This is a genomic window from Sphingomonas sp. PP-CC-1A-547 (assembly GCF_003610375.1).
Classification (GTDB): domain Bacteria; phylum Pseudomonadota; class Alphaproteobacteria; order Sphingomonadales; family Sphingomonadaceae; genus Sphingomonas.
The window spans coordinates 475,639-496,158 of sequence record NZ_RAPZ01000010.1 but is presented as its reverse complement, the minus strand read 5'-3'; the positions used below and the strand labels follow the sequence as shown (position 1 = coordinate 496,158).

Genomic DNA, 20,520 nt, shown 5'->3' with positions numbered 1-20,520 from the left:
GAAAACGGGCAGCCCCTGCAGGCTGCCCGCAGTCGTTACGCGATCGAGTTCACCACCGCGTGGCTGCTCGATTCGTCCGAGCGGATCGTACCGCCGAACAGCATCTTCAGGCGACCGCCGACCGAGATATCGGTCTCCCAAAGCTCGGCGCTGTCGATGTCGAAGCGCAGGAGCGTGAGGTTGGGGTCTTCCTTGCCGCCCGGAAACCAGGCCTCGACCTGGTTGTTCCAGAGCTTGTCGATCTGCGTACGGTCGTTCGACGTCGAGACGTCGCCCGCCATGCACGCGAAGAAATCATGACCCTTGCCGACGAACTGGGCCATCGCCGCGCCACCCTTGGCGATGCGGTTGTCGCGACCGGCGAAGAAGAACAGCGCGTTGGGTTGATCGTCGTCGATCTGCGCGGTCATCGGCTCGGAATGCTGGCCGTCGTTGAGGCCGATCATCACGAACGGGCTGGCCTTCAGCTTGTCGATGAACTTCGCTGCGACTTCCTGCGGGGTATCCTTGTCGGCCATCGTCATTCTCCTATTGGCTTGGATTGCCACTGAGAACGGGTGGGGCGGGGGTTGGTTGCGCGGGATCTCTGGTCGGCACACGCGCTGCTGCTGGATAAAACCGCGACCAACGGGCCATGTCGACGATCGCTGCGGTTCTGCGGCACCACAAAAATACGGTGAATGCGTTTTGCCGATCCATGCCTCAAACAGGATTTGGTGAGGCGCATCTTACTGCTATTGCAGGACTATGGAGAGTATTCATTCCGCCGTAACGAACGTTCGCGTCGAAGAGCGCGCCGTCGTCGACGCTCAGACCTTCGCTACCGAAGTAGCGGGACGCGCTACCCCGGTGGTGTTGCGCGGGCAGGTTTCGCATTGGGCCAGCGTGCGGGCGGCGGAAGGTGGCGATGAGGCGACCGCAACGTATCTGGCCGGCCTCGGGGATGGTGGCAAGCCGATGGACGTGCTGATCGGCGGTCCCGAATTCGGTGGCCGCTTCTTCTATCGCGGCGATAATCTGGAAGGCTTCAACTTTCACCGCGAGAAGGCCCCGTTGGCGGTCTTGCTGAGCGAATTGTTGCGGTTGTCCAGCGTGCCCGAGGAAAAGCGGCCTTTCCTGTATGCCAACGCGGCAACCGCGCCTGAGCATTTGCCGGGATGGTTGGCAGCCAATCCAATCAACCTTCCGCTGGGCGGAGCGACGCCAAGGCTGTGGATCGGCAACGGATCGCAGACCGCGACACATTATGACGGCTCGACGAACCTTGCCTGCGTAGTTGCCGGCCGACGCCGCTTCACGCTGTTCCCGCCGGACCAGGTCGGCAATCTGTATATCGGACCACTCGACCGGACGCTGGCCGGCCCCCCGTCCAGCATGGTCGATCCGTTGGCGCCGGACCTGCACCAGTTTCCGCGGTATGCCGAGGCGCTACGTCATGCACTGGTCGCCGATTTAGGGCCGGGTGATGCGTTGTTCATCCCGGCGATCTGGTGGCATCACGTCCAGGCGTTCGGGACGCTCAACGTGTTGTGCAATTACTGGTGGGCGTTCGACCCGACGGTCTCGGCGTTTCACGCGATGGTTCATGCGATGATGGCGGTGCGCGATCGCCCGCCGGCGGAGAAGGCGGGGTGGCGAGCCTGGTTCGAGCATTACGTGTTCGACGACGATGCGGCGGCGGCTGGCGATCATCTGCCCACGGCAGCGCGGGGCGTGCTCGGCCCAGCCTCGCCAGATCGCACCGAGCGGATCCGCAACTATCTGTTGAAAGCGCTCCAGCGACGCTGACCGGGTGCCGTCAATGAAGGCGGCCCAGGCAGGCGGCGGGTTCCAGTTGGTCGCCATGCCGCCGTCATCGACGATGCTCGGGACGATCGCACGTCTTGCGTGCCCGTTCGGGACCGTCGAAACGCAAGCCCTGTCGGTCGAGTTTAGCAGCAGCCGCAACGACAATGAACGGCACGGGCATTAGCCGATACGGTTCACGCCAACCTGGCGAGAGCATGGGCATGGGATGGCATATGCGTCAGTGAAGTAGCGACTACGCGTTCGATCCGAGCCAACCGATTGGCCGCAGTCTCGATCGGTATGCAGTCACAGATCGGATCGTGACCCAGGACGGGGGCGTTCTGTCCGGTCAACACAGCGAGCCAGCTGGTTTCGTTGAACAGTTCATCGGCCTCTCGAAAGATGCGGCCGCCGGCGCGAAACAGTGCAAGCTTTTCGGCGAGCCCCTCCGGGATCGCTGCAGTTGCGCGGTCGCGCCAGAACGGTTCTGCGCGCGCATTCAAATGGTAATGTGCGACGAGGAAGTCTCGGATGCGAGTATATTCCGCGGTCATGATGCGGTTGTAGCGCTCGACCACTGCCGGGGCGGGAGGGGCGCCCGTCGGCAACATCCTGAGCAGATGCTGCAATCCGCTTTGCACCAGATGAATGCTGGTGGATTCAAGCGGCTCCATGAACCCCGCCGCCAGACCAAGAGCGATGCAGTTGCCGCTCCAGAAGCGGTTGCGATGGCCCGTTGCGAAGCGGATCACGCGAGGTTCGGCCAGCGCCTCGCCGTGCAACCCGGCCAACAAGGTCGCGGTCGCCTCGTCCTCGCCTATGTGGCGGCTGGAAAAGACATGGCCGTTGCCGGTGCGGTGCTGCAGCGGGATACGCCAGCGCCAGCCGGCGCGTTCGGCTATCGCCCGGGTGAGCGGCAGCGGTGCGGCGTCGGCAACCGAGGGTACTGCGACGGCACGGTCGCAAGGGAGCCATTCGGACCAGTCCGTCCATCCTGCCTCCATCGCGCCTTCGATCAAGAGGGCGCGAAAGCCGGAGCAGTCGAGGAACAGGTCGCCTGCGATGCGGCTACCGTCTGCGAGATGGACGGCCGCGATACCCGCCGGGCCGCGTTCGACGCGTTCGACCAGCCCTTCCTGGCGGACGACGCCGTATGCCTCAGCCTGCGTGCGCAAGAACGCGGCGTAGCGCCCGGCGTCGAAATGATAGGCATAGCCGATCCGCGACAGGGGTGAGTTTCCATTTGCGATCGGCCGCGAGAAACGGCCGGCCTCCGCTGCGCATGCCTCGAGCGAATAGGCGCCCAGTGGTTCTGCCGCGCCTGCCTGGCGCGCACGCAGCCATTGCGCGGCGAACGGCACGCCGGCGATGTCGGTACCGATCTGGCCGAACGGATGGACATAGGACTCGCCCGGACGCGTCCAGCCTTCGAAGCGGATGCCGAGCTTATAGCTGCCGCCGGTCGCGCGGAGGAAGGCGTCCTCGTCGATCCCGAGCATCGCGTGGAAGGTACGGATCGGCGGGATCGTCGCTTCGCCCACGCCGACCGTGGCGATATCGTCCGACTCGATCAGCGTCACGCGCGTGCCGGCGGGGCCGAGCAGCCGTCCGAACGCGACCGCCGCCATCCATCCCGCGGTACCGCCACCGACGATCGTTACAGATCGTAGAGCGTCGGTCATGCGCGCACACGCGTCGGGCTGGTACGGGCGAGATAGTCTTCGTGGCGCGGCATCCGGGCTGCGGCGTCTGCGAACATCGCGCGCAACCGATCAAACCGGGCGTCTACGTCGCGGGCGTCGACCGCATCGGCAAGACGGTCCCAGCCCTCGGGAACGATGCCTTGCCCCAGCAACACTGCGACCCAGCTTGCTTCGGCGAACAGATCGTCCTCCCACCGAAACAGTCGTCCGCGACGTCGCCACAGGGCAATCCTCTCGGCCAGACTGTCGGGAATCGCCCGCGCTCCGGCATCGCGCCAGAACGGAGAGTCCTTCCGCCGGGTGGCATGATAGTGAAGTACTAGGAAGTCGCGAACCTGGTCGAATTGCGTTTCGGCGAGACGATTATAGGTATCGATCTCGACCGGCGAGAAACCCTGGTCGGGGAACAACGCCAGCAGCTTCGAGATGCCGGTCTGCACCATGTGGATACTGGTGGATTCGAGCGGCTCGGTGAAGCCGGAGGCAAGGCCAAGCGCGACGACGTTGCCTATCCATTGTTTTCGGCGTCGCCCGGCTGTGAAACGCAGAACGCGAGGGTCGGCAAGCGGCGGCCCTTCGACACCGTCGAGCAAGGTCGCGGCGGCCTCGTCGTCCGAGCAATGTGCGCTGCTGTAGACATAGCCGTTGCCGGTGCGGTGTTGCAGCGGAATGCGCCATTGCCAGCCGCTCGCTTGCGCGGTGGAGCGGGTGTACGGCGTGATCGCGGTGCCGGTATTGGCGGTCGGCATCGCAATGGCGCGGTCGCAGGGCAACCATTGCGTCCATTCCTCGTAACCGGCACCGAGTGCCTGCTCGATCAGCAAACCGCGGAAGCCCGAGCAGTCGAGGAACAGGTCGCCTTCGATCCGGCGGTCGCCGGCGAGCGTGACATGACGGACGTGCCCGGTATCGCCGTCAAGCGCGACATCGCCGATCTCGCCCTCGATCCTTATGACGCCGTCGCGTTCCGCACGACCTCGGAGGAATTGGGCGTAAAGGCCGGCGTCGAAATGATAGGCATGCGCCATCTGCGACAATATGGATGCCGGGTCGGGCGAGGGGGGCGCGAACCGCCCGGCCCGCGCGGCGACTGCACACAGCGAGTAGGCGTCGATGTCCTCGACCACACCTGCGGCTCGGCGGCGTCGCCAATGTTGGTGGAAGCGTACCCCCTCGATATCGAAGCCGAACCCGCCAAACGGGTGGAGATAGCGTTCGCCGATCGCACCCCAGTCGACGAACTCGATGCCGAGCTTGAAGCTGCCTGCCGTCGCCGCAAGAAACGCCGCTTCGTCGATCCCGAGCATCGCGTTGAAGGCCCGGATCGGTGGGATCGTCGCTTCGCCGACACCGACGGTGCCGATCGTATCGGACTCGATCAGGGTCACGCTGGCGCCCGTCGGGATCAGTCGTGCCAGCGCGGCGGCCGCCATCCAGCCCGCGGTGCCGCCGCCGACGATGACGATGCGACGGACAGGCGAACCCAGCGTCATGCGGCAGCCAGTTCGGCCATGGCGTGCGCGTAAGGCGGAAGCGCACGGACCTGCGCGATGATCCGCGCGCGATGATCGGCGAAATGCTGCTGAATCGTTGCCAAGGGCAGTGCATCGGCGAGCGCATCGTAACGCCGTGGCATAAGACCCATCGCGTCGAACATCGCGGCCCAGTCCTCCTCTTCGAACGGTTCGTCGTCGAACATCGGCAGACGTCCGCGTGCGGCAAACAGGGTGCGTTTCGCCTCGACCGCATCGGGAAGCATCGTGCCGCCGGGCTCGTCCCCGATCGCGTTTGAACCGCGGCCTGCGGCCTTCTGTGCGATGACGAAGTTGCGGGCGCCCGTCATGGCGTTTGCCGTAAATCGATTGAACGCCTTGGCTTCGACGGGTGCGCGGCGTTCAGCGGGCCAAAGCTGGATGAGCTGCGCAAGCGACCGCAGCAGCACCGTCAGCGCGGTTGGGTGCAGTGGCTCGATAAGCCCTGCGGCGGCGCCGAGTGCGATGCAATTGCCCCGCCAGGCCTCGACGCGGCGACCGGCACGGAACGGCGTTCCCTCGCCACCGGCGGCGCACGTCAAACGCACGTCTGCGCCACCGAGAGGCCAGGTTGCGGTCCAGCCCGAACCCTGTGCATCGACTTGCGTATAGGGTGGCGGGGCGCCCGTTGCCGACAGCGTTTGCGTATGCGTTCGGTTACACGGCAGCCAAGCCGACCAATCCTCGAATGCCGGCGCAGTCCGGCTCGCGATGCGCGCGCTGCTACCGGAACAGTCCAGCACGAGCAGCGGTGCGATAGAGGTACTGTCGGTCAATTCCAGCGTCTCGACGATGCCGTTCGCGTCGATCTGTGCGTCGGCAAACGGTGCGTTCGCGCACGACGCACCGAAGTTCATCGCGGCCGCGCGCATCACCGCGGTGTAGCGTTCGACCGGCAGATGTAGCGCATGCGCGATCGGGGCTTCGAGAGCGAACCGGCCGGACTGTGCGGCAACGGCAGATGGGGCATAGTCGGCCAGACGGACATGGATCCCGTCCTTGCGCAGCCGCCCGCCAAGCTGGTGGAACGCGATACCCTGAAGCGGCGCGCCCGTTTCGCCGTACGACAGGAATGCCGCGGCACCGTCCTTGCGCCAGCCACCGAACGCGACCCCGAGCGCATGGCCTCCGCCGGTTGCGCGGACAAGCGCCGTCGGTTCGATACCGAGGTCCGCGTGGAACCCGCCAAGCGCCGGCGGCACCGCGATCACCGGTGCAAAATCCCCCAGTCCGTCGCCAGTCGTGCCATCGTCGATCACGACGACACGATAGGCGTCACGAGGCAGGCGACGGGCAAGCGCGGCGGCGGTCATCCAGCCGCACAGGTTCGCGCCAAGGATTGCAACGGTCTGGCTCATGCCGCGGCCTTGACCCGTGCTATATAGTCTTCGTGTAAGGGCATCGCCTTGGCTGCGCTTGCGCAAGCCGCGGCAACCCTTGCGACGTGATCCCGCGACGTCGCCATTGGAATATCGGCTATCAGCGGATTCACGCGGCCCGGCATGATGCGCTGGCCGTAATAGACGGCAAGCCAGCTGGCCGGCAGGAACATGCCCTCCCGATACGATGCGACGATGCCCCGCTCGCGGAATTCGGCGATCTTCTCGGTCAGCGACGAGGGCAGGGTCATGGTTCGCATGTAGCGCCAGAACGGCGTGTCGTCGCGGTCCGTGGCGCAGTAGTGCAGCACCAGAAAATCACGGACCCGGTCATATTCGAGCGCCATCGCGCGGTTGAATTCCGCCTCATCCGCTGGGTCGAACACGCCACCGGATGGAAACAGTTCGATGAGCTTGCCGATCGCGAGCTGGATCAGGTGGATGCTGGTCGATTCCAGCGGCTCGAGAAACCCGGCGGACAGGCCGATCGCGACGCAATTCCCGACCCATTGGCGGTGCCGCCGGCCCGTCCGAAAGCGCAGCATGCGCGGTTCGGCAAGCGCCTCACCCTCAAGGCTATCCATCAGCACTGAACGTGCGGTTTCCGGATCGGTGAACCGTGTAGAGAAGACGTGACCGTTCCCCGTGCGATGCTGGAGCGGAATGCGCCATTGCCATCCGGCTTCGCGCGCAGTCGCCCGCGTGTACGGCGTCAACGCACCGGCATTGGCGGTCGGGACCGCCCAAGCGGCATCGCACGGCAGCCAGTGCGACCAATCCTCATGTCCGACTTTTAGTGCGCCATCGATCAGGAGTGCGCGAAAGCCCGAACAGTCGATGAACAGGTCACCCGCGATTCGTCGGCCATCGGCGAGGCGAACCGCGGCTATACCGCCCGCGCTTTGCTCGACCGCATCGACGCGTCCTTCGATCCGGACGACGCCGCGCGCTTCGGAATAGTCGCGCAGATAGGCAGCGTAGAGCGTCGCATCGAACTGATAGGCGTAGGAATAGGTCGATCCGATCGAGCGCGGATCCTCGAGCGGCGGCGTAAAACGATTGTCGCGCGCGGCGACGATCGGCAACGAGCAGTTTTCCAGCGTCGGTAAGCCGTCAGCGCCACCACGCGTCGCGTGGGCCCAATACTGGTGGAAAGGCAAGCCATCGATGTCGTGCCCGAAATCCCCAAAGGGATGGATGTAGCTGTCGCCGATACGGCCCCAATCGCGAAATTCGATCCCAAGCTTGAATGTCGCATTTGTACGACGAATGAAGTCGGCTTCGTCGATACCCAATCTTTGATTGAAGAATCGGATGTGCGGAACCGTCGCTTCGCCGACGCCGACCGTTCCGATGTCTTCCGACTCGACCAGGGTCACGTCGGCAAGTCGCCCGGCGAAACTCATCGCCAGTGTTGCGGCAGTCATCCAACCAGCGGTACCGCCACCAATGATCACGACTTGTATGCGGGCGCTCATGGCCAATCGTCATCCTCTCTGTGTTGTATCTTAGCAACTACGCGCTCATTTCCGAACGTTCTTAACCTTTTATGTAGCTGTTACATTCGTGTGACGCTACCTCGCACAGCAGATAAAGCGCGCCAACAAATGATAGCGCTATCTGTAAAGGGGATGCCAAACGTCATGACCACTGCGAATATCCTAGTTGCGTCTCGTCGTGTTGGTGCGTTGAAAGGCGGGGCATCGTTGATCGCGCTCTGCTTGGCCGCCGCACCGCAAGCGTTGCAGGCCCAGCAAGCTGAGCCGGTTCCCGCGCAGAGCACGCCGACGGCGGCGGCGCTTGACCGTACCGCACCTTCAGATCGGGCGGCGGCGGCCAGTGCGGATACGTCCGTTTCGGGGCAGGCGCAGCCTTCCGCAAACGCGCAGGTTCCTTCGGGCGGTGCTAGGCCGACTCAGGCCGAGCAATCGACCGCGACACCGCAGAGTGAGGCGGCCAACCAGGACATCGTGGTCACCGGCATTCGTCGCAGCCTGCAAAGCGCGCAGGCGATCAAGAAGAATTCCGAAGTCGTCGTAGACTCGATTTCGGCTGAGGATATCGGTGCATTGCCGGACCGTTCGGTCACCGAAGCATTGCAGCGCGTTCCGGGCGTGTCGATCAGCCACTTCTCCGCTGGCGTCGATCCGGACCACTTCTCGACGGAAGGGTCGGGTGTCGTCGTTCGCGGTCTCACCTACACGCGCTCCGAGATCAACGGCCGCGATTCGTTCAGTGCGAACAACGGTCGTGGCCTGTCGTTCGCCGACGTCCCGTCGGAATTGCTGGGCGGCGTCGATGTGTTCAAGAGCCCGTCGGCCGACATGATCGAAGGGGGCATTGCCGGTACGGTCAATTTGCGGACTCGCCTGCCGTTCGATTCCACCGGGCTTTCGCTGGGCGGCACGCTGGAGAACAACTACGGAGATTTCGTCAGGAAGTCGTCGCCGACCGTTTCGGTCCTCGCCAGCGATCGCTGGCACACCGGCATCGGCCAGTTCGGCCTGCTCGGCAGCTTCGTGCGCTCGCAGGTTCGCTCACGCGCGGACAGTGTCCAGATCTCGAACTGGGGCGAACGGGTACTCACGAGCGGGGGCGACCTGCTACAGCCGCTCGGCGCCAACAACCTTCCGAACGTCGGGACGACCGTGTACGTGCCGCGCGGTGCGGCGATCCGCAGCCAGGAATTCAACCGTACGCGCTACGGGTACTCGGCGGCTGGTCAGTGGCGGAGCAACGACGAGAAGATGACCGCGACCGCGCAGTTCTTGCGCGCGGATTCGCGCGAGGCCTGGACCGAGAACTCGATCGAAGTCGCTACCGACAACGTTTTGACCGCGGGGGACTCCCAGCCATTCCCCGGCACGAGCTTCGCGTATGACGACGACAATGCGTTCACCAGCGGTCTCATCACCGGTCCGAACGGCTATCGCGCCGATCAGGGTAGCGACATGCGTACGCCGACCAATGGCTTGCAGAGCAACAACATCGCGCGCGGCAACACGGCACGTTACATCACCAACGATGCCAGCTTCAACTTCAAGTGGCAGCCGATGACGCGTCTGGGCGTGACCGTCGATTACCAGCACGTCTGGTCGAAGGTAAACGTTACCGATCTCACCGTCTGGGGGACGACCTACCAGAATGCCGACATCCGATTGAACGGCAGCGACCCGGCCTATGTGAACTTCATTCCCGTTACCAATGGCGCCAACAACTACCAGAATGCGGCGCATCCGAGCTACGCGGACCCGTATAACAGCTTCTACCGGTCGGCGATGGACCATATCGAGGACAGCAAGGGCAACGAAGACGCCGCGCGTATCGATCTGGACTATTCGTTCCCGGAGGAAAGCTGGCTGACGTCGATCCGCGCCGGCTATCGCTTCTCCGATCGCCAGAACGAAGCGCGGTCGACCGCGTATAACTGGGGCGTGTTGAGCGAGATCTGGGGCGGCGGCGATGGCAGCATGACCGCACCGGGGTCGACCGGCGGACCGGTATGGTTCGACCGCCCGATCGATGGCAATCCGACGACCCGCGACGCGGGCGCGCCGGGGCCGCAACAGGCCTTCACCTACGACAATTTCTTCCGTGGGCAGGCCAATGACGCGTCCAACGGTGGCCGTGTATTCTATCCGGGCAGCCAGCTTCAGGATTATGGTGCCGCGGTCCAGCAGATCAGCCAGATCGCGCACGAATGGCGTAATTTCACATCGACCAATTCGGGCGCGGATGGCTGGGTGCCGCTGGCGCAGCGTTCGGGCGTGATTGCTGGGACGCCGTTCCGTCCGGGCGAGGTCAATCCGGTCAGCGAGCGTAACAACGCCGCCTATCTCGCAGTCCGCTTCGGCAACGATTTGTCGAACGGGTGGAATCTGAGCGGCAATGTCGGCGTGCGCTACACCAAGACACGGCGTATCTCGTCGGGCTTCTTCTCGTTCCCGAACCAGTCGTTCAGTTGCGTTCCACCCGCCAACGGCACTGCAATCTCGCGGTTCTGTGCGTTGCCGGACGCGACCCGCGCAGCGGCAGTGGCGTTCCAGAACGGCAATCTTGTGCCGAACAACACCAAGCTGACCTACGACTACTTCCTGCCGAGCTTCAACGTGAAGCTGGCGGTAGGGGGTGGCCTGCAGTTCCGCGCGGCGTTCAACAAAAGCGTCGCACCGCCCGATTTCGGGCAGACCCGGTCGTTCTACAATATCGGGCTGACGACCAGCGACCAGACGATCCTGTTCAACGGCGGACCGGTGGCGATCTTCGACGTCGGCAACCCGAACCTCAAGCCGGTCCGCGCCGACAATTACGATCTGACCGCGGAATGGTATTTCTCGAGCGTAGGTCAGCTGACCTTCTCGGCGTTCGCGAAGAACCTGTACGGCGTACAGTCGGTCGGGACGCAGCGCCTGTCGTTCACCAACAATGGCTCGACGTTCGATGCCATCGTCACGACGCCGCTGAACTCGGCGGATACGGGCAAGGTTCGCGGGTTCGAGGTCGGGTACCAGCAGACCTATGGTTTCCTGCCGTCGGTGCTAGGCGGGCTCGGGCTCTCGGCGAACTTCACCTATGTGCATTCGACGGGTGTGTCGCAGCAACAGCTGGACCCGAACGATCCGAACGTAACGGCGGGGATCATCTCCTCCGTCGATACCGGGAAGCTGCCGTTGCAGGGGTTGTCGAAGTACCAGTTCAATATCGGGCCGTTCTATCAGCGCAATGGCCTGGAACTGCGCGCCGCGTATAACTGGCGGTCACGGAACCTGTTGACGATCCGCGATGTGATCACGCCGTTCGCGCCGGTCTATGCAGAGTCGTACGGGCAGCTCGATGCGTCGGTCTTCTATGCGATCACGCCGGCGGTGCGGATGGGCTTCCAGGGCGTGAACCTGACGAACTCGGTGACGCGGACGTCGTACGTCATCAACGACGACCTGCTGACCCGGCCACGCAACTGGTTCATCAACGATCGCCGCTTCACCTTCTCGATCCGCGTCGCGATCAAGTAAGGCGATAACCGGCCGGCTGGTCTGGTTGGCTTGATTTAATCTCTTGGGGCGTCCCGGTCGTACGGGGCGCCCCTTGTTGCGTCAGCGGCGCCATGGCGATGTGGTGGCGGCACTGCGGCACTGCGGCACTGCGGCGCACGTCGGATCACGTGCAAACCAGCTCACCAAATGTACTCCGCGCTTGCGTCACATTCCGCAACGGCTCACGGCGCCGACAAGGAATAACCCCACGCGGAGAATCCTAATGACCGAGACCGCCAATTACACGCCGCCGAAAATCTGGACTTGGAACAAGGAGAGCGGAGGCCGGTTCGCCAGCATCAACCGCCCGATCGCCGGCGCTACGCATGACAAGGATCTGCCGGTGGGCAAGCATCCGCTGCAGCTCTATTCGCTGGCGACGCCCAACGGGGTGAAGGTGACGGTGATGCTCGAGGAGCTTCTCGCTGCTGGTCACACGGGTGCCGAATATGACGCCTGGCTGATCAAGATCATGGACGGCGACCAGTTCGGCAGCGGCTTCGTCGAGGCCAACCCGAATTCGAAGATTCCGGCGCTGGTCGATCGCAGTGGTGAAAGCCCGATCCGGGTCTTCGAGTCTGGCTCGATCCTGGTCTATCTCGCCGATAAGTTCGGTGCGTTCCTGCCCACCGATGGCGCCAAGCGTGCCGAGGTGCTCTCGTGGCTGTTCTGGCAGATGGGGGCGGGGCCGATGCTTGGCGGCGGGTTCGGGCATTTCTACGCGTATGCGCCGGTTAAGATTGAATATGCGATCGACCGCTTCGCGATGGAGGTGAAGCGGCAACTCGACGTTCTCGACCGACGCCTGGGCGAAAGCGAGTATGTCGGCGGCGACGAGTATTCGATCGCCGACATGGCGGTGTGGCCTTGGTACGGTGCTCTGGTGAAGGGACTGGTCTACGAGGCCGCGGAGTTCCTTCAGGTAAACGACTACAAGAACGTCCTGCGCTGGACCGACCTGATCGCCGCGCGGCCCGCAGTGGCGCGAGGGCGGATGGTCAACCGCGTGATGGGTGATCCTTCTAGTCAGCTCCCCGAGCGCCACGACGCTGGCGATTTCGATACGCGGACGCAGGACAAGATTGACGCCGCAGCGACGGATAGCGCGGCGAGGTGACGTTTCACTCAAGGCGCTGAGCGGTCGTTACCCGGTCATCGCCTTCGCGACGCAATCAGAGCGACTCGGATCGATGCCTGCCGCGGCATCGATCCGGTTCAGCGTTGCTTAGCCGTCTGCCATGCCTTGAATGACGAGCCGCGCGGGTCCGACTTTGCGCTTGATCACCGCGGCGGTGAAGCGTTCGATGATGGCGCAGGCGACCGGTCTGGACTGTTGCAGCGTTGAGACGCGGGCCATCGATCGATCGGTTTCCCACTCGACACGAAAGCGTTTCGTTTTGAAATACGCGTCGGCAACAATCGACGGCAAAGGAAAAAACCCTGCTGCGCGCGGATTGCGAGGTTGGCTGTACGCTTCCGCCAAGGAAGCAGTAGCTGGTGACCCCTACGAGAATCGAACTCGTGCTTACGCCGTGAGAGGGCGTCGTCCTAACCGCTAGACGAAGGGGCCGTTAGCAGAAGCGGGCGTCTACGGAATGGGGTGGCGGGCGTCAAGACAGTTGCCGAACATTCTTGAACGCCCGCAGCATTTTTCTCAGGCGGCGACCTTCTTGCGCTCGGCCATTTCCTCGTTGAGCATCTCCGCCAGTAGAAAGGCAAGCTCCAGACTTTGGCTGGCGTTGAGGCGCGGATCGCAGTGGGTGTGATAGCGATCCGCCAGCGACTGCTCGGTCACGTCGACCGCGCCGCCGGTGCACTCGGTCACGTTCTGACCGGTCATCTCGGCGTGGATACCGCCGGCGTGCGTGCCTTCCGCGCGGTGGACCGCGAAGAAGCCGCGGACTTCGGCGAGAATGCGATCGAACGGCCGCGTCTTGTAGCCGTTGGCGGCCTTGACGACGTTGCCGTGCATCGGGTCGCAGCTCCACACCACCGGGTGGCCCTCACGCGTGACGGCACGGACCAGTCGGGGCAGGTTCGCCTCGATCTTGTCATAGCCATAGCGCGTGATCAGCGTCATCCGGCCGGGTACGCGCCCGGGGTTGAGCGTGTCGAGCATCCGCAGCAGCGCGTCGGGCTCGAGGCTCGGGCCGCACTTGATACCGATCGGGTTACCGATGCCGCGGAGGTACTCGACATGGCTCGAGCCCTCGAAGCGCGTGCGATCGCCGATCCACAGGAAATGCGCGCTGGTGTCGTACCAGTCGCCGGTCAGCGAATCCTGCCGGGTCAGCGCCTGCTCGTACTGGAGCAGCAGTGCCTCGTGACTGGTGTAGAAATGCGTCTGCGCAAGCTGCGGCACGGTCTCGGGATCGATTCCGCAGGCCGCCATGAACTCGAGCGCTTCGCCGATCCGGTCCGCGGTCTCGGCGTATTTTTTCGACCAGGGGCTGCGGCCCATGAAGTCGTGCGTCCAGCGATGGACCTGATGGAGGTTCGCATAACCACCTTGCGCGAACGCACGGAGCAGGTTGAGCGTGGCGGCCGACTGCGAATAGGCGCGGATCATCCGCTGGGGATCGGGCGCGCGCGATTCGGCGGTAAACGCGATGTCGTTGACGTTGTCGCCGCGGTACGACGGCAGCTCGACGCCGCCGATCGTCTCGGTATCGGTCGAGCGCGGCTTGGCGAACTGCCCCGCCATGCGACCGAGCTTCACGACCGGGAGCTTCGACGCGAAGGTGAGCACGACCGCCATCTGCAGGATGACGCGAAACGTGTCGCGGATGTTGTTCGCGCTATGCTCGGCAAAGGACTCGGCGCAGTCGCCGCCCTGCAGCAGGAACGCCTTGCCGGCGGCGACTTCAGCGAGCGACGCGGTCAGGTTACGGGCTTCACCGGCGAAGACGAGCGGCGGGAACGTGGCCAGCTGATCGGTCGCGGCGGTCAGCGCTGCGGCGTCGGGATAGGTGGGGAGCTGCCGTGCTTCGTGACGCGTCCAGCTGTCGGGGGCCCAGTTCGCGGCCATATCATGTCGTCCGATTGGTGAATTGTGACGATGGCAATGCGCGAAAACGCCTTTTTGCGCAACGAAGTAAAGCTTGGCCGGCAGCGGCGAAATGCTGCGCAGGTCGGTTCGACCGGATGTGAGCGCTAAATCCATTCATCGTGGATTAAAAAATATATGGCGTCTTCGCTGTCCAATCGGCATGGTCCCCACATGGACATGCCAATGCGTATCATCATCGCGCTTTCGATTATCGGCGGGGGCATCTTGGTCGGCGTACCGATCCTGATCATGTACTCGCGTCGCCGCCGTGCCGACAAACTTCGTCGCCGTGGAATCAAAAGCTACAATCGTAGCTCCCGCTCAGCCACGACGCAGACCGGTCAGTAACCCGCGTCGAGATCGGCGACGTTTTTCATCGGGCAGTCGGCAAGGAACGCCGCGAGGTTGTCGAGGAATAGTGTCGCCCCGCGAGCGAACATCGTCGTCTGGCTACGGCCCGACAGGTGCATCGTGACGATCGCGTTAGGCGTCGACCAAAGCGGATGATCCGCGGGCAGGGGCTCCGGGCTGGTCGGATCGAGCACGGCCCCGGCAATCGTCCCGTCGGTCAGTGCCGCGATCAGCGCATCGTCGTCGATCATGTCGCCGCGCGCGATGTTGATCAGCCAGGCGGACGGCCTCATCCGGTGTAACTCTTCGCGACCGATCATCGCGTGCGTCGCGTTGGTCGAGGGCGCGGCGAGGATTACCCAGTCGAACGCATCGAGCCGATCCCGCCAAGCGTCGGGCGTGACTGTGCCATCGCGGCCGGTACGCGTTACGCCGGTGACCTCGACCCCGAACGCGGTCAATCGGTCGCCGATCATCTTGCCGATCGTGCCATAGCCAATGACAAGTGCCTTGGTTCCGGCGAGTTCGATCTTGCCGGGCGCGTCCTTCAACCACTCATGACGGTCCTGCGCGCGGACGACGGTATCGAAGCGCTTGGCGGCGACGAGCACCGCCATCACCGCATATTCAGCGACCGCGACGGCGTTGATGCCGGCACCATTGGTCAAAGTAACGGCGTTCTCCTGCAGAGTGTCGAGCGGGAACGCGTCGAGCCCGGCATAGATCGTCGAGACCCATTTGAGGTTTGGCCCGGCATGGCGGATCGCGTCGGCGACGAGTTCGGTCGGCTGCATGTCCACCCAGGCGATATCCGCATCTGCGATCATCGCGTTGGCTTCGTCCGGCTTGGCGAACCAGGCGACGTCTAGGTCCCCAGGCAAATGCGGTTCGAGGAGCGGGCGAGCGGCGGCTGGGAGAACGGCTTTCATCCGGAGAACATCGGCGTACCGCGAGGCATGTCAAGTCAACCCGCTTTCGTCATACCGGACCTGTTCCGGCATTCACGGTGCCGCTCACTCGAACACCTGCGATCTGTTAAGCGGCGAGCCCCAGAACCAGTCCGCCCTTATCCTCTGGAGACCAAGTAGCGTGTTTCCCCGCGAAGGCGGGGACCCAGGCTGGGCTCCCGCCTTCGCGGGAGAACAAGAACGGACAGACTGTCGTTCGAACGCGGCCGCATCCTTTCTTCGGGGCAATAGCCGTCGAACAAGCTTTGGATGAAGAAGCAATGCGGAGTTGCTCTGGCGCACGGTGAAGCGGGCGCTTCAAGAAACGTGGTTAGAGCGCGATCTTCCAGTCCCAACCTAGCGAATCGCCATCCATCACCTCGACACCCGCGGCGGCGAGTTCGTCGCGGATCGCATCCGATCGCCCGAAGTCCTTCGCAGCGCGCGCATCGCGGCGATCCGCCAGCCGTGCGGTGATCGCATCCTCGTCGATCGTCGCCGTGATCGGCCGGATCCGCAGGTCCTCGCGGCTGATCGTCGCCAGGTCCAGCCCGAGTACCGCGTCGAAATCGTCCAGCGCAGCGACACGGTCCGCAGGCGCGACCCGTTTGTCCGCGAGCAGTTCGTCGAGAATCGGCAGCGCGCGCGGCGTGGCGAGATCGTCCGAGACCGCCTCCTCCAGTCGGTCGGCATAGGCATGCGCGCTACCCGATGGGCCGCCGGGCTCGCGAGCGCGCAACGTCTCGACCGCTTGCACCATGCGCTTCAGGCGGATCGCCGCCGCGGCCAGATTCTCCCAAGAGAATTCCAGCTCGCTCCGATAATGCGCCTGGAGGCACATCAACCGGTAGGCGAGGGGGTGGAAGCCGCGGTCGACGATCGTCTGCATCGTCGTGAACTGGCCGGTCGACTTCGACATCTTGCCCGCGCGCTCGACGAGGAAGTTGTTGTGCATCCAGACGCTTGCGCCGGTATCCGCGCAATCGCAGTGCGCCTGGTTTTGCGCGATCTCGTTGGGATGGTGGATCTCGCGGTGGTCGATCCCGCCGGTGTGGATGTCGAAATGCGCGCCGAGGTAATGCTTGCTCATCACCGAGCATTCGAGATGCCAACCTGGCGCCCCGCGACCCCAAGGCGAATCCCATTCCATCTGGCGGTTCTCGCCGGGCGTGGACGTACGCCAGATCGCGAAGTCCTGTGGGTTGCGCTTGCCGGCGACCGGCTCGATCCGACTTTCGACATCATCGGTCGCAGCCCGTGCGAGGCGACCATAGTCCGGGACGGTCGTCACGTCGAAATACAGCCCGCTGTCGAGTGTGTAGCAATGCTTCGGCGCGATCTGCTCGGCGAACGCGATCATCTCGGCGATGTGATCCGTCGCGACCGCCCAGCGGGCCGGCGGCACGATGTTGAGGCGCGCGACGTCGCGTTTGAACACGTCGGTATAATAGGCCGCGATCTCCCAGATCGAGCGTCCTTGTGCGGCGGCGGCCTTCTCCATCTTGTCGTCACCGACATCGGCGTCGGAGGTCAGGTGGCCGACATCGGTGATGTTGATGATGTGGGTCGTCGGCCAGCCCTTCCACCGCAGCACGCGACCTAGCGTATCCGCGAACAGGAAAGCGCGCATGTTGCCGATATGCTGGTAATTATAGACGGTCGGCCCGCAGGTGTAGAGCCCGACATCGGTCGGATCGATCGGCTGAAAGGTCTCGAGCTGGCGCGAGAGGCTGTTATACAGTGTCAGGGGGATACGGGTCATGGCCTGCTCTTAGCGCTGCATGGGCCCTCCCGCAAAGGCGCTGACATGCCGGGCAGACCCGCCGGAATACGTGGTTTGGCTTGAAACGACGGCGCTCCGCTGATAGGGGCACCAGTTCATGCGGCGCGGACCTGTTCGCGACGGCAAAAATCTATTCGTCCGGAGCTTATCGGGTTTATGCAGATCATCGTACGCGACAACAACGTCGACCAGGCCCTTCGCGCGCTTAAGAAGAAGCTGCAGCGCGAGGGCGTGTATCGCGAGATGAAGCTGCGCCGGCATTACGAGAAGCCGTCCGAGAAGCGCGCACGTGAGCGTGCAGCAGCGATCCGTCGCTCGCGCAAGCTCGACCGCAAGCGCGCAGAGCGCGACGGCGCACGCTAAGATTTTTGTCGGCCGTACCCGGCGAGCGGGTGGGTCGATAGTTCGGGGTGTCGTGATCGGCACCCCAATTGCTTTCCAACGGCACGCGCGGCGCTCCGGCGTGACCAGATGACCGGGGCCTGAACCGATGTCGACCGTCACCGCAGTGCCGCTGCAGCCAACCAAGCGCAGCTACCTCGTCTATCTCTGGGTCGGTATCGCGCTTGCGCTGATCGCCGCGGTTGCGTTGGCGCGTCAGGGTGATGATCCCCTGGCCCGCAATGCGCGCGCGCGGGGCGTGGTCGTTACCGCATCCGGCCTGCAGTATAAGGTGATCGCGCCCGGCAAGCCCGGTGCGGCCAAGCCGACCGACGCCGATGTCGCGCTGGTGAATTACGAGGGCAAGCTGCTCAACGGCACGACCTTCGACAAGTCGCAGCAGCCGACGCCGATGCCCGTCACCGGCGTGGTCCCCGGTTTCTCCGAGGCGCTAAAGCTGATGCCGAAGGGGTCGAAGTACCGCTTCTGGATGAAGCCGGCGCTTGGCTATGGCGACAAGGCTAACGGTCCGATCCCGGCGAATTCGACGCTGGTGTTCGACGTCGAACTGCTCGACTTCCTGCCGCAGAGCGTGGTCCAGCAGATGCAGGCGCAGGCGCAGATGGGTCGCGGCGCTCCTGGTGGTATGCCAGGCGGTGCGCCGGGCGGTATGCCCGGTGGCGCGCAGACGCCGCCATCGCAGTAAGTGATGGTGGGGGGTATGGGTCTGAACCCGTACCGCGCCAAAATATTGGATTTGCAACGCGTCTCGCTTCATTGCGAGGCGCGTTTTGCGTTCAGTCGATGCGTCTCGCTAATTATGCGTAAACTTGCTCGGTCGGCCAGCCGGGCAAGCCGTCTGCCGATAAGATGGCTGGCCTGATTCCGTAGAGGATCGGCCGCCCTAGGGGTGAGAGGCTTCCGCAGGGGAGGGTGGCGCAGAGGGAATCGGGCTAACCTGCCCGGCAATCGCGTGCTGCAAGGTCGGTTAGTTCGGCGGTCCTTCGGTTAACCAGCGCGGCGATACGCTATTGCAGGTGTTGTTTCGGCGCTCGGCACTGAGGCTGATGCCATCTCATGCTCACCCATTCTGAGAAAGCGTGGGTTCTAGTCCGCGTTGCACGGAATAGCGCAGCCGGAGCCTACCGAACGCCTTTGGCCATCGACGGTATGGAGCAGATCGGGAGCTGAGTTCTAAGCGTAACACGGCAGCACATTGTGCTTCGGCACGCGCTGGCCCGCCTGTCCTCAGAACGGCAGACAAAAAAATAGCGGCCCGAAGACCGCTATTTCTCGAACTAAAGTCGTAAGACTTAGTTGCTGTCCGAATCGTCGTCGTTGTCTGCAACGATAACGATACCGGCGATAACTGCAGCTGCTGCGAGAACCGCAACGATGATGCCGCCGCCAGCGAGCTCGTTCTTGTCAGCCGAAACCGAACCCGAACGGACCGAATGTGCAACCGACAGATTTGCCGGTGCTGCCATGGCCGGAGCAACTGCCATCGTGGCTGCTGCTGCGGTCAGGAGATACTTCCCAAGACGCATGATGAACTCCCTTTGTGCTCGTCGCGGCAGGCAATGGCATATAACCTTACCCAACGCAACTAAGGCCCTTTGTAACAACGCGAAGAGGATCGCACTGTTGCGGCGGTGCAACACACACTTCCGCTGTTTCTCTATAGCGGAGGCGCGCCACGAAGAAAGCGTTCGCGTGCAAACCGCATGATATTCGCGGTGAGACGCGTCAGTTCGTCTTCGGTCCGATCGCGGTGCCGGTCTGAAGCGTCCAAGTTTCTGCACCTTCCATGCCCAGCGCAGTCAGACGGCCCGATGCGTAGGCGCCGGTGTCGATTCCGATTCGGTGCCCGCGCCGTTCGATTTCGTCGGTCATGGTGTGGCCGTGGACGATCGTCTTTTCCAACGTCGAGCGATGATCGAGGAAGGGGTCGCGAATCCATCGCAGGTCCGAAGTGCGCTGAAGGTCGAGCGGCGTATCGGGGCGCACGCCTGCATGAACGAACGCGTAATCGCCGATCACGATCATGTCCTCGAACTTGCGCAAGAACTCGCGGTGTTCGTCCGGGACGAGCGTTTCGAGGCGTTGCACCAACTCTTCATAGTCGAGCCGCTCATATTCCGCGGCCTCCATGCCGTAGCTCAGCACGGTCTCGCGCCCGCCGATGCGGCAGAACAAGCGGAGTGCCTTGGGTTCGCCGTCGAGCGCACCGAGGAAGATCTCCTCGTGATTGCCGAGCAGGAAGCGGACGTCGGGGCGGTCGGGGCGGGCATGCGCCAGCGCGCGCAACCGATCGATCACTGCCGCCGAGGCGGGGCCCCGGTCGACGATGTCGCCGAGGAATATCAAGGTCGTTTCCGCTGCACCGCGTTCGCGTTCATCCGCCTCGATCAACCCGATCAGTTCGTCGAGCAGGTCGGCGCGGCCGTGAATGTCGCCAACGGCATAAACGCGGCGACCGGGAGGAACCTGCGGTTGAGTCGGCTTGGCAACGCTACGGGACTTGAAAAGCTTTGAAATCATGCTGCAATCGATGTGGGGAGGAAGATGTACGGG

18 protein-coding genes and 1 tRNA gene are annotated in these 20,520 nt (G+C 63.6%); 7 read left to right on the top strand and 12 right to left on the bottom strand.

The window, feature by feature from the left end; all coding sequences use genetic code 11:
• Positions 1-35: 35 nt before the first annotated feature.
• A complete protein-coding gene (locus C8J39_RS03050; RefSeq protein ID WP_120299696.1) occupies positions 36-518 on the bottom strand; it encodes a pyridoxamine 5'-phosphate oxidase family protein in 483 nt (160 codons plus the stop codon).
• Positions 519-747: 229 nt separating this feature from the next.
• On the opposite strand from C8J39_RS03050, the gene C8J39_RS03045 reads away from it, so the two are divergent.
• Both C8J39_RS03045 and C8J39_RS18625 read left to right on the top strand, forming a co-directional pair.
• Positions 748-1,788 (top strand): cupin-like domain-containing protein, encoded by a 1,041-nt coding sequence (locus C8J39_RS03045; protein WP_120299232.1) that lies wholly within the window; start codon positions 748-750, stop codon positions 1,786-1,788.
• A gap of 13 nt (positions 1,789-1,801) precedes the next feature.
• Positions 1,802-1,972 carry a hypothetical protein gene (locus C8J39_RS18625; protein WP_165895109.1) on the top strand — a complete coding sequence of 57 codons (171 nt, stop codon included), beginning with the start codon at positions 1,802-1,804 and terminating at the stop codon, positions 1,970-1,972.
• A 10-nt stretch (positions 1,973-1,982) separates the two neighbouring features.
• Here C8J39_RS18625 and C8J39_RS03040 read toward each other — a convergent pair whose 3' ends face one another.
• The 4 genes from C8J39_RS03040 to C8J39_RS03025 are packed head-to-tail and all read right to left on the bottom strand — an operon-like array spanning position 1,983 to position 7,880.
• Entirely contained in the window at positions 1,983-3,470 is a 1,488-nt protein-coding gene (locus C8J39_RS03040) for a tryptophan halogenase family protein (protein WP_120299231.1), read from the bottom strand.
• Positions 3,467-4,984 carry a tryptophan halogenase family protein gene (locus C8J39_RS03035; RefSeq protein WP_120299230.1) on the bottom strand — a complete coding sequence of 506 codons (1,518 nt, stop codon included), beginning with the start codon at positions 4,982-4,984 and terminating at the stop codon, positions 3,467-3,469. The genes C8J39_RS03040 and C8J39_RS03035 overlap by 4 nt, the downstream gene beginning before the upstream one ends.
• Complete coding sequence (locus C8J39_RS03030; RefSeq protein WP_120299229.1) at positions 4,981-6,381, bottom strand: tryptophan 7-halogenase; 1,401 nt, start codon at positions 6,379-6,381, stop codon at positions 4,981-4,983. The genes C8J39_RS03035 and C8J39_RS03030 overlap by 4 nt, the downstream gene beginning before the upstream one ends.
• Entirely contained in the window at positions 6,378-7,880 is a 1,503-nt protein-coding gene (locus C8J39_RS03025; RefSeq protein ID WP_120299228.1) for a tryptophan halogenase family protein, read from the bottom strand. The genes C8J39_RS03030 and C8J39_RS03025 overlap by 4 nt, the downstream gene beginning before the upstream one ends.
• A gap of 228 nt (positions 7,881-8,108) precedes the next feature.
• On the opposite strand from C8J39_RS03025, the gene C8J39_RS03020 reads away from it, so the two are divergent.
• Positions 8,109-11,414 (top strand): TonB-dependent receptor, encoded by a 3,306-nt coding sequence (locus C8J39_RS03020; RefSeq protein WP_165895108.1) that lies wholly within the window; start codon positions 8,109-8,111, stop codon positions 11,412-11,414.
• Positions 11,415-11,658: 244 nt separating this feature from the next.
• Positions 11,659-12,552, top strand: a complete 894-nt coding sequence (gene yghU, locus C8J39_RS03015; RefSeq protein WP_120299226.1) for a glutathione-dependent disulfide-bond oxidoreductase — start codon at positions 11,659-11,661, stop codon at positions 12,550-12,552.
• 108 nt (positions 12,553-12,660) lie between these two features.
• On the opposite strand, the gene C8J39_RS03010 is transcribed toward yghU, so the two are convergent.
• The 3 genes from C8J39_RS03010 to C8J39_RS03000 all read right to left on the bottom strand — a co-directional run bounded on the left by C8J39_RS03010 (position 12,661) and on the right by C8J39_RS03000 (position 14,463).
• Entirely contained in the window at positions 12,661-12,918 is a 258-nt protein-coding gene (locus C8J39_RS03010) for a hypothetical protein (protein ID WP_132833293.1), read from the bottom strand.
• Between the two features lie 12 nt (positions 12,919-12,930).
• A tRNA-Glu gene (locus C8J39_RS03005) sits at positions 12,931-13,005 on the bottom strand.
• Between the two features lie 84 nt (positions 13,006-13,089).
• Positions 13,090-14,463, bottom strand: a complete 1,374-nt coding sequence (locus C8J39_RS03000; protein WP_056486578.1) for a class II 3-deoxy-7-phosphoheptulonate synthase — start codon at positions 14,461-14,463, stop codon at positions 13,090-13,092.
• Positions 14,464-14,667: 204 nt separating this feature from the next.
• On the opposite strand from C8J39_RS03000, the gene C8J39_RS18620 reads away from it, so the two are divergent.
• A complete protein-coding gene (locus tag C8J39_RS18620) occupies positions 14,668-14,832 on the top strand; it encodes a hypothetical protein (protein ID WP_165895094.1) in 165 nt (54 codons plus the stop codon).
• On the opposite strand, the gene C8J39_RS02995 is transcribed toward C8J39_RS18620, so the two are convergent.
• A complete protein-coding gene (locus C8J39_RS02995) occupies positions 14,826-15,764 on the bottom strand; it encodes a D-2-hydroxyacid dehydrogenase (protein ID WP_120299224.1) in 939 nt (312 codons plus the stop codon). The genes C8J39_RS18620 and C8J39_RS02995 overlap by 7 nt on opposite strands.
• Positions 15,765-16,113: 349 nt before the next feature.
• Entirely contained in the window at positions 16,114-17,544 is a 1,431-nt protein-coding gene (cysS, locus tag C8J39_RS02990) for a cysteine--tRNA ligase (protein ID WP_120299223.1), read from the bottom strand.
• 177 nt (positions 17,545-17,721) lie between these two features.
• On the opposite strand from cysS, the gene rpsU reads away from it, so the two are divergent.
• Together rpsU and C8J39_RS02980 are read left to right on the top strand one after the other, a co-directional pair.
• Positions 17,722-17,928, top strand: a complete 207-nt coding sequence (gene rpsU, locus C8J39_RS02985) for a 30S ribosomal protein S21 (protein ID WP_055878578.1) — start codon at positions 17,722-17,724, stop codon at positions 17,926-17,928.
• 127 nt (positions 17,929-18,055) lie between these two features.
• Positions 18,056-18,652: an FKBP-type peptidyl-prolyl cis-trans isomerase gene (locus tag C8J39_RS02980; RefSeq protein ID WP_056062122.1), complete on the top strand. Its 597-nt coding sequence runs from the start codon at positions 18,056-18,058 to the stop codon at positions 18,650-18,652.
• 607 nt (positions 18,653-19,259) lie between these two features.
• Here the strand turns inward: C8J39_RS02980 and C8J39_RS02975 are convergent.
• Both C8J39_RS02975 and C8J39_RS02970 read right to left on the bottom strand, forming a co-directional pair.
• Positions 19,260-19,493, bottom strand: coding sequence for a hypothetical protein (locus C8J39_RS02975; RefSeq protein ID WP_176501462.1), 234 nt, complete (start codon positions 19,491-19,493; stop codon positions 19,260-19,262).
• A gap of 199 nt (positions 19,494-19,692) precedes the next feature.
• A complete protein-coding gene (locus C8J39_RS02970) occupies positions 19,693-20,487 on the bottom strand; it encodes a metallophosphoesterase family protein (protein ID WP_120299222.1) in 795 nt (264 codons plus the stop codon).
• Between the last annotated feature and the right edge of the window lie 33 nt (positions 20,488-20,520).

What these genes read in the sequence shown, in the direction of transcription:
- C8J39_RS03000 (WP_056486578.1), bottom strand. Translation starts at nt 14,463, where the DNA reads ATGGCCGCGAACTGGGCCCCCGACAGCTGGACGCGTCACGAAGCACGG.
- C8J39_RS03030 (WP_120299229.1), bottom strand. Translation starts at nt 6,381, where the DNA reads ATGAGCCAGACCGTTGCAATCCTTGGCGCGAACCTGTGCGGCTGGATG.
- C8J39_RS03025 (WP_120299228.1), bottom strand. Translation starts at nt 7,880, where the DNA reads ATGAGCGCCCGCATACAAGTCGTGATCATTGGTGGCGGTACCGCTGGT.
- cysS (WP_120299223.1), bottom strand. Translation starts at nt 17,544, where the DNA reads ATGACCCGTATCCCCCTGACACTGTATAACAGCCTCTCGCGCCAGCTC.
- C8J39_RS18625 (WP_165895109.1), top strand. Translation starts at nt 1,802, where the DNA reads ATGAAGGCGGCCCAGGCAGGCGGCGGGTTCCAGTTGGTCGCCATGCCG.
- C8J39_RS03035 (WP_120299230.1), bottom strand. Translation starts at nt 4,984, where the DNA reads ATGACGCTGGGTTCGCCTGTCCGTCGCATCGTCATCGTCGGCGGCGGC.
- yghU (WP_120299226.1), top strand. Translation starts at nt 11,659, where the DNA reads ATGACCGAGACCGCCAATTACACGCCGCCGAAAATCTGGACTTGGAAC.
- rpsU (WP_055878578.1), top strand. Translation starts at nt 17,722, where the DNA reads ATGCAGATCATCGTACGCGACAACAACGTCGACCAGGCCCTTCGCGCG.
- C8J39_RS03040 (WP_120299231.1), bottom strand. Translation starts at nt 3,470, where the DNA reads ATGACCGACGCTCTACGATCTGTAACGATCGTCGGTGGCGGTACCGCG.
- C8J39_RS02980 (WP_056062122.1), top strand. Translation starts at nt 18,056, where the DNA reads ATGTCGACCGTCACCGCAGTGCCGCTGCAGCCAACCAAGCGCAGCTAC.
- C8J39_RS02975 (WP_176501462.1), bottom strand. Translation starts at nt 19,493, where the DNA reads ATGCGTCTTGGGAAGTATCTCCTGACCGCAGCAGCAGCCACGATGGCA.
- C8J39_RS02995 (WP_120299224.1), bottom strand. Translation starts at nt 15,764, where the DNA reads ATGAAAGCCGTTCTCCCAGCCGCCGCTCGCCCGCTCCTCGAACCGCAT.
- C8J39_RS18620 (WP_165895094.1), top strand. Translation starts at nt 14,668, where the DNA reads ATGCGTATCATCATCGCGCTTTCGATTATCGGCGGGGGCATCTTGGTC.
- C8J39_RS02970 (WP_120299222.1), bottom strand. Translation starts at nt 20,487, where the DNA reads ATGATTTCAAAGCTTTTCAAGTCCCGTAGCGTTGCCAAGCCGACTCAA.
- C8J39_RS03045 (WP_120299232.1), top strand. Translation starts at nt 748, where the DNA reads ATGGAGAGTATTCATTCCGCCGTAACGAACGTTCGCGTCGAAGAGCGC.
- C8J39_RS03050 (WP_120299696.1), bottom strand. Translation starts at nt 518, where the DNA reads ATGGCCGACAAGGATACCCCGCAGGAAGTCGCAGCGAAGTTCATCGAC.